The sequence below is a fragment of the Vreelandella sp. DA03-1M genome (assembly GCF_055725665.1).
Genome location: NZ_CM146798.1, coordinates 2,066,205 through 2,078,478 on the forward strand (window position 1 = coordinate 2,066,205; position 12,274 = coordinate 2,078,478).

The 12,274-nt window shown below is 55.2% G+C and carries 10 protein-coding genes; 5 read left to right on the forward strand and 5 right to left on the reverse strand.

Features of this window, described 5'->3' with window-relative positions:
* Window positions 1-12: 12 nt before the first annotated feature.
* Window positions 13-768: a glycerophosphoryl diester phosphodiesterase gene (locus ACXUPB_RS09585; protein WP_472956427.1), complete on the reverse strand. Its 756-nt coding sequence runs from the start codon at window positions 766-768 to the stop codon at window positions 13-15.
* Between the two features lie 197 nt (window positions 769-965).
* Between ACXUPB_RS09585 and ACXUPB_RS09590 the strand changes: the two genes are divergently transcribed.
* The 5 genes from ACXUPB_RS09590 to ACXUPB_RS09610 all read left to right on the forward strand — a co-directional run bounded on the left by ACXUPB_RS09590 (window position 966) and on the right by ACXUPB_RS09610 (window position 7,345).
* Entirely contained in the window at window positions 966-1,943 is a 978-nt protein-coding gene (locus tag ACXUPB_RS09590; RefSeq protein ID WP_335597252.1) for an NADPH:quinone reductase, read from the forward strand.
* Window positions 1,944-2,191: 248 nt separating this feature from the next.
* The gene (locus ACXUPB_RS09595) at window positions 2,192-4,126 is read left to right on the forward strand and encodes an SLC13 family permease (RefSeq protein WP_472956428.1); all 1,935 of its coding nucleotides are present in this window, start codon (window positions 2,192-2,194) and stop codon (window positions 4,124-4,126) included.
* Window positions 4,127-4,253: 127 nt separating this feature from the next.
* Window positions 4,254-5,012, forward strand: a complete 759-nt coding sequence (locus tag ACXUPB_RS09600; RefSeq protein WP_035563623.1) for a DeoR/GlpR family transcriptional regulator — start codon at window positions 4,254-4,256, stop codon at window positions 5,010-5,012.
* A gap of 122 nt (window positions 5,013-5,134) precedes the next feature.
* Window positions 5,135-6,622, forward strand: a complete 1,488-nt coding sequence (gene glpK / locus ACXUPB_RS09605; RefSeq protein WP_472956430.1) for a glycerol kinase GlpK — start codon at window positions 5,135-5,137, stop codon at window positions 6,620-6,622.
* A gap of 498 nt (window positions 6,623-7,120) precedes the next feature.
* The gene (locus ACXUPB_RS09610) at window positions 7,121-7,345 is read left to right on the forward strand and encodes a hypothetical protein (RefSeq protein WP_008956668.1); all 225 of its coding nucleotides are present in this window, start codon (window positions 7,121-7,123) and stop codon (window positions 7,343-7,345) included.
* 72 nt (window positions 7,346-7,417) lie between these two features.
* Here ACXUPB_RS09610 and ACXUPB_RS09615 read toward each other — a convergent pair whose 3' ends face one another.
* The 4 genes from ACXUPB_RS09615 to ACXUPB_RS09630 form a co-directional block, all read right to left on the reverse strand.
* On the reverse strand, window positions 7,418-9,061 hold the full coding sequence (locus ACXUPB_RS09615) for a glycerol-3-phosphate dehydrogenase/oxidase (RefSeq protein ID WP_335597255.1): 1,644 nt from the start codon (window positions 9,059-9,061) through the stop codon (window positions 7,418-7,420).
* A gap of 171 nt (window positions 9,062-9,232) precedes the next feature.
* A complete protein-coding gene (locus ACXUPB_RS09620; protein WP_472956433.1) occupies window positions 9,233-10,999 on the reverse strand; it encodes an ABC transporter substrate-binding protein in 1,767 nt (588 codons plus the stop codon).
* A gap of 93 nt (window positions 11,000-11,092) precedes the next feature.
* A complete protein-coding gene (locus ACXUPB_RS09625) occupies window positions 11,093-11,365 on the reverse strand; it encodes a DUF2160 domain-containing protein (RefSeq protein WP_008956665.1) in 273 nt (90 codons plus the stop codon).
* A 12-nt stretch (window positions 11,366-11,377) separates the two neighbouring features.
* Window positions 11,378-12,274 (reverse strand): carbohydrate ABC transporter permease, encoded by an 897-nt coding sequence (locus tag ACXUPB_RS09630; protein WP_035563637.1) that lies wholly within the window; start codon window positions 12,272-12,274, stop codon window positions 11,378-11,380.

Here is a 12,274-nt window from a genome sequence, read left to right on the forward strand (position 1 = left end):
CATCTGAATGGATCAATGGCTATCTAGAAAGCGCTTGAATGCAGCGGGTTCGTCGGTAATCACCCCGGAGATACCCCAAGCCCAGCGGCTATGGAAGGCGCTGGGGTCATTGGCGGTATAGCACAGGATCTGGTAGCCGTCCCGTTGCATGGCCTCGACTTGGGCGCGCTTCAGGCGTGACCAGGACGGGTGCACACTAAAAGCGTCAATGGCTTCGCACTGTGCTCGCCAAGTTTTGGGTACGCCATTATACAGCACGCCTAGCGCCAGACGCTCCTTGCCTGCTAACTGGCGGCAGTGGGTCAGGGCCTCGGTATTGAAGGAGGAGATGATCAGCCGTTCGGGGGGCAGGGTGTCCAGCATCTCGGGCAGGGCGCGCTCCACCAACGCGATGGGGTCGCGTCCTTTGTTGACCTTGATCTCCATGTTGACGCCCATTTCCAGCTCGTTAAGTAGCGCCAGCATCTCTCCCAGGCTGGGCATCTTTTCACCTGCAAAGCGATCACCAAACCAGCTGCCCGCATCCAGCGTTTGCGCTGTTGCCCAACTCATTGAGGCCAGGCTGCCTCGCCCGTTCGAGCAGCGCGACACGTCGGCGTCGTGCCAGATGACCGGGGTGCCATCACCGAGCAGCTGCACGTCCAACTCTACCCAGGTGGCGCCCGCCTGATGGGCGGCGCGCACTGCGGCCAAGGTGTTTTCGGGAGCAGCGGCAGAGTAGCCGCGGTGGGCAATCAGCGAGGGAACTTGAATAGCGGGATGCGTCATGACAGCGCTCTAAGCCTTGGACGATAAAGGAGTGTAGATTCTAGCATGGGTGCATGACAGCAGGATTTCATCGCGCCAGCGTCCCGCCGCAACTGGTGATAGCGTACTAGCTTGATTTATAGCACGCGACGCGCTTGTATAGCGGCATCTGTTGTCTTGACTGTCTTGTACAAACCCAACAATGAAAGGAAACCCTAATGTCAAAGCGTATCCAATTTGCCCAGACCGGCGGTTCCGAGGTGCTTGAACTGGTCGACGTGACCCCCGCTGAACCCGGCCAGGACGAAGTGCGTATCGCCAACAAAGCCGTTGGCCTCAATTTTATCGATATCTATTTTCGTACCGGTCTTTATCCTGCTCCCGCGATGCCTTCTGGCCTTGGCACCGAAGGCGCCGGTGTAGTCGATGCTGTCGGCGCTGGCGTGACGCACTTAAGCGTCGGTGATCGTGTCGCGTATGCCCAAGGGCCTTTAGGCGCTTATGCAGAACTGCATACGTTACCTGCGGCGAAAGTGGTCAAGCTCCCCGATTTTGTTGATTTCGAGACGGCAGCGGCCAGCATGCTCAAGGGCCTGACCGTGCAGTACCTGCTGCGCCAGACCTATGAGCTGAAAGGCGGCGAAACCATTCTGTTCCATGCGGCTGCCGGTGGGGTAGGGTCGATTGCCTGCCAGTGGGCGAAGTCATTAGGCGTCAAGCTGATTGGTACCGTCAGTTCCCAGGAAAAAGCGGATCTGGCCATGGCCAATGGTGCCTGGGCGACGATCAATTACAGCGAAGAGAACGTGGTCGAGCGGGTGCGCGAGCTGACTAACGGCGAAATGTGCGATGTGGTGTATGACTCGGTAGGCAAGGATACCTGGGAAATGTCGCTGGACTGCCTGAAAACGCGCGGCTTGATGGTGAGCTTCGGCAACGCTTCGGGCCCGGTGGATGGTGTCAATATCGGCATCCTCAACCAGAAGGGCGCGCTTTACGTGACTCGTCCCAGCCTGAACGGTTACGCCGACACGCGCGAGCGTCTGGAAATGATGTGCCAGGAGTTCTTCGCCATGCTCGAGAGCGGAAAGATCAAGATTGACATCGCCAACCGCTATCCGCTGGCAGAAGCGGGTAAGGCCCAGGACGCCCTACAGAGCCGTAAAACTACCGGCTCGACTATTCTCTTACCCTAATTCCTTCCTACATACGCACCTACATACACACCCAACTGACGCATTCGGCTCTCATCGCTTGCCACGTTATTGGCAAGCTGGTCAGGGCCGAATGCCACGGTCGGCTATTCAACGGGCGATGCGTATGCAGGGACTATACCTGTGTATAGTAAACGTCTAATGTGCGTGGAGAATAGCCATGCCTGTGGCGTGGCGTGCATCAATCGTATGCTGCCGCTATCAAACGGTGGCAAGGGAGTAGGAAAAGGATGTCGGCTGAGGATATGAGTGTTGAGAGCTCAGGTGTTGAGAGTCTTAATCTTGAAGCGCTAGGTCTTGAGTGGTTGGCGCTTACGCCAAGTACGCTGGTGTTTATCGTGCTTGGCCTGACGCTGGTTGCGTTCATATGGGGGCGCTTTCGCTACGATCTAGTCGCGTTGGCGGCGTTGCTGGGATCGGTCATGCTCGGGCTAGTGCCTGCCGAGAACGCCTTTATGGGTTTCGGCCATCCGGCGGTGATTACAGTGGCTGCCGTGCTCGTACTTAGCCGGGGCTTTGAACGCTCCGGTGTGGTCGATATTATTTCCAATCAAGTGCTAAAAGTGGGTGAAAACCTGCTGCTTCAGCTATTAGTGCTGGTGGGTACCGTCGTGTTGTTATCGGGCATTATGAACAATGTGGGCGCTCTCGCACTGCTGTTACCGGTGGCGATGCGGTTGGCTCGTGAACATAACACCTCGCCCTCTTTACTGCTGATGCCGCTGGCGTTTGGGTCTCTGCTCGGCGGCCTGACAACCTTAATCGGCACGCCACCCAATATCATTATTTCCAGTTACCGGCGCGATGTGACGGGCGAAGCGTTCAGCATGTTTAGCTTTTCGCCTGTCGGGATTGCGGTGGCGCTGGCGGGGCTTGTGTTTATTGTGCTGGTAGGCTGGCGCTTGACGCCGAAGCGCAGCGGCCAAGCCTCTACCGATGAAATGTTCGATACCGCCAACTATTTGGTGGAATTGAAAGTAGGTGAAGAATCGAAAGCCAAAGGCTTAACTTTGCAGCAGCTGCGCGATGAGCTGGACGAAACGATCCCCGTGTTAGCGGTCGTTCGCGATGATAACCGTCGTGCTGGCTATAACTTCCACGGTGCCTTGGAAGAGGGGGACATTCTGCTGTTGGAAGCAGGACCCGATGAACTCCAGATGCTGGAAGATAAGGTGGGGCTTAGTGCGATAGCCGAACTGGAAGAAGAGGCGGAAGACCCTGAACACACTGCAAGCGGCGAAGAGGGCGAGAAAACTGGCACGGTTGAAGCGAAAGATACGGCACACGATCGGCAGCCGGTGGATACCGAAGGCTTGCAACTGATTGAAGCCGTGGTACGTAATGATTCTATGATGATCAATCGCAGCGTGCGTCAGTTACGCCTGAATCACCAGTTTGGCCTGCACCTAGTGGCCGTGGCCCGGGATGGCGGTCGTTTGAAGCAGCGCCTGCGCGATATCCGCTTTAAGAACGGCGATGTGTTGCTGCTGCAGGGCAGTGAGAATGAAATGTCCGACAGTCTGGCCTCCCTTGGTTGCCTGCCATTGGCTAGCCGGGAATTGCACTTGGGGCAGCCGCGCAAGCTGGCCATGTCGATCGCCATTTTTGCCTTAGCCATCATTGCCATGCTGTTCGATCTGCTGCCCGCGGCAGTCGCCATGAGTACCGCTGCTTTGATTTCGCTACTGATTGGCGTATTGCCGTTGCGCGAAGGGTATCAAGCCATCGACGGCCCTGTGATCGTGCTGTTGGCCGCGATGATACCCGTGGGGGAGGCGCTTGAAACCAGTGGCGGCGCCGACCTGGTTGCCGATGCACTGTTACGGTTTGGTAGCGACTGGCCGGTGGTGGTCACCATGGTGGGGCTGTTCCTGCTCTCTATGCTGCTCTCGAATGTGGTCAACAACGCGGCGGCTGCGCTGCTGATGGCGCCGATTGCAGTCAGCCTGGCCAACGGGTTCGATGTCTCGCTCGATCCGTTCTTGATGGTGGTGGCCGTAAGTGCTTCCTGTGCGTTTTTAACTCCCATCGGCCATCAGTCGAATACACTGGTGCTGGGCCCAGGCGGCTATCGGTTCAGTGATTACTGGAAGCTGGGGCTACCGCTTTCGCTGGTAGTACTGGCTGTCGCTATCCCGCTGATTCTTCTGGTATGGCCGCTGTAAAAGACGTCTAACGGTCCGGCCTGTCGGTGTGATGCTAGCGAAGGGGGGGGATGAAGGCTATTAGGTTTCGAAAATTTTGCTAACCTATTACGTTCAGAAACCAATAAAAATCGAACAGGCTGGGCTTATGAACCAACAATTTCGTCAGGATGCCATTGTCGAGCTAGTTCGTCAGCACGGCTACATGAGTATCGAACAGCTCACCGACCACTTTGCGGTGACACCGCAGACCATTCGGCGGGATTTGAATACCCTGGCTGATGAAGGCCGTGTGCGCCGTGTGCATGGCGGTGTAGGCATCGAATCCAGTACGGTGAATACCGCCTATAGCACGCGCAAGACGCTTCACCTGGAAGAGAAGGAGCGCATTGCCCGCTGTTTGGCGCAACACATACCCAACCACTCGTCGCTGTTCATCAACATCGGTACCAGCAATGAAGTGATTGCCCACGCGTTGTTGGAGCATCAGGGTCTTGAGATCATTACTAACAACCTGAATGTGGCGGCCATTCTTCAGCATAAAGAGGATTTTACCGTGATCATCGCCGGGGGGCAGGTGCGTTCTCGCGATGGCGGGATTATCGGCGAAGCCACCATCGACTTTATCAATCAGTTCAAGGTGGATTACGGCATCATCGGCATCAGTGGCATTGACGAGGATGGCTCATTGCTGGAATTTGACTACCAGGAAGTACGTGTCGCCCAAGCGATTATTGCCAATTCGCGACGCATCTACCTGGCGGCAGACTACTCCAAATTTCACCGTAACCCGGTGGTGCGGCAGGGCAATCTGGAGCAGTTGGATGCGCTCTTCACCGATCGCAAACCGCCGGAAGCGATCCAGCGCTTGCTGACCCAGCACGATGTAGCGCTGTATATCGCCTAGCCTGGCCGTCTTTGTCGCAGTTTCATCCTTGAGCATTTCGAGCGGCTGGAGTAGCCTTAAAACATAATAAAGCGAAAGCAAGTCAACAAAATCGAAAGACAATACAACAAAGCGAACTCGATATGTCCTCTTATATACTCGCCATTGATCAGGGTACCACCAGCTCGCGCGCTATTCTCTTTGACCGCGAAGGTCAGGTGGCGGCCGTCGCTCAGCAGGAATTCACCCAGCACTTCCCTCACGACGGCTGGATCGAGCACAACCCCGAAGATATCTGGGAAACGGTGGTGGCCACCTGCCGAGAAGTGATGGCCAGGGCCGAGATTACGCCAGACCAGATTGCCGGTATCGGCATTACCAACCAGCGTGAAACCACCATCCTGTGGGATCGAAAAACCGGCAAGCCGCTCTATAATGCCATTGTCTGGCAGGATCGGCGCACTTCGGATTTGTGCCAATCGCTGCGGGATAAAGGGCATACCGAGATCGTTCAAGCCAAGACTGGCCTGCTGATCGACCCCTATTTCTCGGCGACCAAGCTTGCCTGGCTACTGGATAATGTCGAGAGCGCACGTGAAAGCGCTGAACGGGGGGAGCTTGCCTTCGGCACTGTCGACAGCTTTCTGATCTGGCGATTGACCGGCGGGCAGCAGCATGTGACCGATGCTACCAACGCATCACGCACGGCGCTGTTCAATATTCATACCCAGGAGTGGGACGACGAGCTACTGGCACTATTCGATATACCCGCCAAACTGCTGCCCGAGGTGAAAGATTCCAGTGATGATTTCGGTACTACCGAGGCGCACTGGCTGGGCGCACCGCTTCCCATCGCAGGGGTGGCCGGGGACCAGCAGGCCGCGTTGGTCGGGCAGGCGTGCTTTCAGCCGGGGATGGGCAAGAGTACCTACGGTACCGGCTGCTTTATGATTGTGAACACCGGTGAGACGCCCTCGCTTTCGCGTAATCGTTTGTTGACCACGATTGGCTACCGACTTCACGGTAAGCCGACCTATGCCATGGAAGGTAGTATTTTCGTGGCCGGGGCGACGGTGCAGTGGTTGCGCGATGGCCTGAATCTGTTTGCCGATGCATCAGAAACCGAAGCACTGGCTCAGAAGACCCGCAGTGGACATAGCGTTTATCTGGTGCCAGCTTTTACCGGTTTAGGGGCGCCGCACTGGGACCCAAAAGCACGTGGCGCGATTTTTGGTTTAACCCGCGATACCGGTATTGCTGAAATAGTCGCCGCGGGGCTCCAGGCGGTGTGCTACCAAACCCGTGACCTGCAGCACTGTATGAATGACGATATGGAGGCGCCGCCGGGCAATTTACGGGTTGACGGCGGCATGGTGAAAAACAGCTGGGTGATGCAGTTTCTTGCCGATATGCTGGGTGTGCAGGTGGATCGCCCCACTATATTGGAAACCACCGCGCTGGGGGCTGCTTATTTAGCCGGACTGCGCCTGGGCTGGTATCAAACTCTGGAAGAGATCGAACAGCTGTGGCGCTGCGAGAAGAGCTTTATGCCCACCATGGAAGAAGCCACACGTGAGCAGCTTTACCAGGGTTGGTTGGATGCAGTGTCGAGAGTCCGCTCTACGCCTTAGATAATGACCTGAATTCAACTAATAAGTGCAGCACCCCTACTTAAGCACACTATCTATTGTCACTTTCGATTCTTTATAATGCGGCGGCCAATTAAGCAATTGGCCGCCTTTCTTCGCTTTTAGCGCCCCTCATGAAAGTCTTTAACACCATTAACGCTTATTGAGCGTTTATGTAGTCGAGTTACAACCATGCCTGCGGCCAATGACGCATTGTGAGCTTTTCTGCTGTAGCCCATAGTGAGGTCATGGATCAGGAAGGTGACTCGTTATCCCGAATCACTGAACTAATCCCTGCTACAGAACGATAGCGCTTCAGTATTACCCTAGCGCTAAAGGGCGAAGGTCTTGTAACGCTTGTGACCGTTTCGCAGTTACCGAACTGGGCACTTATCCGGCCCAGCATGAGTAGCAACGTCACCATACGTCGTTAATTAAGATGGCTGCTTTTAAACCGATTGGCGGTTAGGCAGCGGATGACCATACCATGAGGTAGTACTAATGAACTGCATCGAACTGAGCCAACAAGCCAATAGCATCGCCAGCTCCTTCAGCAAGCAAGATCTCGCCAGGTTGGTTGTGGCGCTGAAGGGTAATCGTGAGTCACTGCAACATGCGGTTGAGGTTATCGACACGGTGGATAGTCGTTCAGGCTGCACACTGGAAGAGGCCTGGGATGAAGTGCTCGCGGGAGACTCTCAACTTCGTATTGAAGATGAAGAGTAAAAATAAAACAATTGCTTAAATAACCATTAGCCCTCTCATTGATATGAGGGGGCTTTTTAGTTTTATAGACAATTAAGCATTGGCCACGGGTGTAAAAGGCAGTGACGTGTCCCGGTGTTGTTCGAAGTAACTGTTAAAACGCTCTTCCGCGTCGTCGCCAAATAATACCCGGCAGGCTTCTTTCAGACCGTTTGAATGGCGCAACTGCTCATGGGGCACAACCAGCGAAACCTTGGCCCGTCGGCGTAGAAAGTCTTCAAGCTGGGTGATCATTTCGTGTTCGCGGGCATGCTCAAGTTCACAGCGAATATACTCGGTGCCCTCAATCAGAATTTCACCCTGGGCAGGATCCTGGCGGATTTTTTCCAACATCTGAATAGCCTGGTCGGCATAACGCCGCCAGAGCCGTGTGGAGAGCAGCTCAGATGAAGTCTGGGCGGTCATGGCATCCAGGTTCATGCGCTTGGCCTGATCCATAAACTGCTGCTTGACGGGGTTGGGTGGTTCGCCGTACCAGTGGAATTTAGGGTCTGTGAGGGTAACGCCCAACTGGCTGATCTCTTCGGCAATTTCATCACCCACATTCAAGCAATCGGTGAGCTTGCCGCCAAAGATACTGATATGCGCGCTTTCGGCATTAGTGTCGACTACATGCTTGCGCGATAGCTGCAGGAAGTCTCGATCGTTGCCTTGATCATCTTTGATCGCTAATGGTCGTACGCCGCAGCGGGTAGAGATAATATCGTCCTGGCTCAATGGCTTGGCCAGGGTCAGACGTTTGTTGATATTTTCCAGCACAAAGGCGATATCGTCAGCGGTGACTTCCACCTCAGGATGCTCCATATGGGTATCGGTAGTCCCGATGCAGGTACGGTTACCCATGGGAATGACAAAGAACAATCGGCCATCGTCAGCAAAAAACGCCAGCACTCGCTGGGAATCCGTTAATTGCGGAACGATGAGGTGAATGCCTTTGGAGTAGAGGTGGTGGTGAGTGGTTTTTTGGCCGGTCAGCTCATTATGCTGATCCACCCACGGGCCGGCTGCATTGATGAGTACCTTGGCGCGTATATCGAAAGTACTGCCATCCATCACGTTGCGTGCCTTGGTCACCCACAGGCCATCCTGGCGCTCGGCGCCGAGTGATTCGACGTAGTTGGCGGCAATTGCACCGTAGTTAAGCGCTTGGCGAACAAAGTTGAAGACAAATCGAGCGTCGTTATCGTGCAGGTAGGCGTCGGAATACTCAAAACCGCCAACGGCCCCCTCAATGTCGATGATTGGCTCTTCCTGCTTGATTTTATTCGGCGAGAGCAGACGCGGCAGTTTGGTGAAGCCGTTGCCCATCAGCCAGTAAAGCCAGGTGCCCGCCCACAGGTAGCGTGGAGAGTGGCGGAAACCTTTTGAAATAGTGGTCAGGAAACGAATCTCCTGCACCGTAGAAGGGTAACTCTTGATCAAGTGATTACGGCTTTTGCATAGTTTACGAACCAGGGCAAAATCCTTGCTTTCCATATATTTAATTCCTCCCCACACTAAGTTTGAGGAGTGCATGCTGGTACTGCCGGCGAAGTCGCCGCGGTCAATTAGTGCGACTTTTGCGCCTTTGCCAGCCAGTGCTGCTGCAGTGGCCGCGCCATTGATGCCGCCGCCAATAATCAGAGCATCAAAGGTCTCGTTAGGTAGCTTCTCAATGTTTCTATTTCGCAGTTTCATAGCGGATCCAATTAACCAATCAATAGCCCGGTTGCAGTGGGTGTTCTCTCTTTTGCTCTGGCATACCGCCAATGAAACCCTTGGCAGGGCGGGCGACTGCCCGCCCTGCAAGCTTTGACGCGTATTTTTCCTAAACTTAGTTTTTCTAAAGTTAGTTATTATTAAGCTTAGTTACTCTTGGCGCGTACCGGCGGCCATCCAGGCTTCCATCATTTCATCGTAAGGAACGGTGGTGCCTTGCGGCATTTCGTTATCCAGCTTGGCTTTCGGGGCGCCTTCCTGATCCAGCCAGACCTGTGGATCCTGCTCTTCGTTAAGTACAGGTGCGTAGCTGTCGAAGACGTTAGCGCGGGCCAAACGGTTCATGGTGCTGTCCAGGTCTGCCGCTAGCTTGTCGAGACCTTCCTGGGGTGTGACTTCACCACTCATGACCGGTGCAAGATTCTGCCACCACAGCGGCGCCATGCGTGGGTAGTCAGGTACGTTGGTACCGGTCGGTGTCCAGTTGGACTCGTTGGGGCTGCGGTAGAATTCCACCAGGCCACCCAGCTTGGGTGCCATTTCGGTCATCTGCTCAGAGAAGATGTCAGACTCACGAATCGGCGTTAAACCATGCATGAGTTTTTCCAGCGAGGTGGTTTTCGCCACGGTGAACTGGGCAAATAGCCACGCAGCGGTGCGGCGGTCTTCCGGTGTTGAGTCGAAGAACGTCCATGCGCCCACGTCCTGGTAGCCAACCTTCATCCCCTCTTCCCAGTAGGGGCCGGTGGGGGAAGGAGCCATGCGCCACAGCGGATTACCTTCATCATCGGTCACGGCAACCGAGGGGTCGGTCATGTCAGCTGTGAACGCGGTGTACCAGAAGATTTGCTGGGCAATATGGCCTTGCGCGGGCACGGGGCCTGCTTCACCAAAGGTCATGCCCTGCGCTTCTTCAGGTGCGTAGTCGCGTAGCCAATCGACGGCTTTCTGCATCGCAAACACGGAGGCCGGCGAGTTGGTAGCACCGCCACGGCTAACGCTGGCGCCTACCGGCTGGCTATCTTCATTGACGCGGATACCCCAGTCATCCACTGGGTTACCAAAGGGAACCCCTTGGCTGCCCATGCCCGCCATGGAGAGCCAGGAGTCGTGGAAACGCCAACCTAGTGACGGATCACGACGACCGTAATCCATGTGACCGTAAATCTTGGTGCCGTCTATCTCACCCACGTCCTCGGTGAAGAACTTGGCGATATCTTCGTAAGCGGTCCAGTTGGTCGGTACGCCGAGCTCGTAGCCGTAGATTTCCTTAAACTGGGCCATCAGGTCGGGGTCGGTGAACCAGTCATGGCGGAACCAGTAGAGGTTAGCGAACTGCTGGGTCGGGAGCTGGTAGATGCTGCCATCTGGGCCGGTACCATATTGCAGGCCGATGAAGTCATCCAGGTCCAGCGTGGGCAGGGTGTAGTCGGCCCACTCGTTCTCCATCGCTTCAGAGAGGTTGATGGTGGTGCCATAGCGGATATGCGTGCCAATGGAGTCTGTATCGTTGACGAAACCGTCATAGATGCTGTTGCCCGACTGCATCTGGTTCTGCATGGTATCCACGACATCACCTTCACCAATGATGTTGTGGGTCACGTTAATGCCGGTCAGCTCGCTAAAGGCTTCCGCCAACACTTCACTTTCATACACGTGAGTGGTGAGACCTTCGGCCACGGTTTGAATGTCCATGTCACGGAAAGGCTCGGCAGCCTTGGCAAACCACATCAGCTCTTCGATCTGCTCGTCACGGCTTAGCGTCGAGTTCTGGAAGTGCTCGTCGACCAAGCGTTCAGCAATGGCGCGGGCATCCTGTTCCTGCGCTGACAGCGTACCCGATGCCAGTAACAGACCGGCGGCGAGGGTTGTCAGTTTGAACTTAGTCAGACTGGACTTGTTGTAGTGCTTTTGCATGGTGACCTCGTTTTGTTGTGTTCTTCCCTGATGGCTTGGCCGTCCTTGATACCGAATAACGCTGGCGAGCTTTTTTCGAAACCCTGCTAAGGGCTATCCCCAGCGCATTAAAACCAGTAGCCATACGGCTGATACCGCTAGTGCGATCCAGATGGATAATGAGGTGAAACCAATCACTCCCAGGTGGATAAAGGCCGCCGAGAGCAGGCCGATAAACAGCCGGTCTCCGCGAGTAGTGGCAATGGGCAGGAACCCCTTGCGCTCTATGGTGGGAGACAGAATCTCCCATATTGTCATCCCCGCCAGCATGGCAGCGATTGATGAAAAGAATATGGCGGTGGGCATAGTCCATACCATCCAAGACATGGTGCGCTCTCCTCAGGTACGGCCTAGGGCAAAGCCCTTGGCGATATGGTTACGGACGAAATAGACCACCAGAATGCCGGGAATAATGGTCAGTACACCGGCGGCGGCCAGGGTGCCCCAGTCAATTCCGGAGGCTGTCGAGGTCCGCGTCATGATCATGCCAATCGGCTGGGCATCGGTGGCTGTTAGCGTGCGTGCCAGTAGCAGTTCCACCCAGGAGAACATGAACAGGAAGAACAGCGTGACGCCGATCCCGGAGCGGATCATCGGAATGAAAATCTTGACGAAGAAGCGCGGAAAGCTATAGCCGTCGATATAGGCGGTTTCGTCGATCTCCTTAGGCACGCTGCTCATGAAGCCTTCCAGAATCCAGATCGCCAGCGGAATATTGAACAGGCAGTGGGCCAGCGCGACGGCAATGTGGGTGTCGAAAAGGCCCACCGAGTAGTAAAGCTGAAAGTAGGGCAGCAGGAAGACGGCGGGGGGAGCCATCAAGTTGGTCAGCAGCCAGAAGAACAGGTGCTTGTCGCCAATAAAGGTGTAGCGGCTAAAGGCGTAGGCGGCGGGTAGCGCGACGCAGATGGTGATGAGCATATTCATCGCCACATAGAGCATCGAGTTGACGTAGCCCATGTACCAGCTTGAATTGGTGAAGATGCCGATGTAGTTATCAAAGGTAAGGTTTTGGGGCCACAGTGTCATGGAGCCCAGAATTTCGCTGTTGGTCTGCAGCGACATGTTGATTAGCCAATAAATGGGCAGGATCATCAGCGCCAGATAAAGGCCAAGCAGGATACGCGAGCGCCAGTGCGCGCGGGCAGTGCGGTTCCGCCGCTTGGCCGGTGAAACCTTGCTAAAAATGCTGTTGTACTTTTCACCGCGCTGGGTGTTTTCGAGTTGATAGCTCAT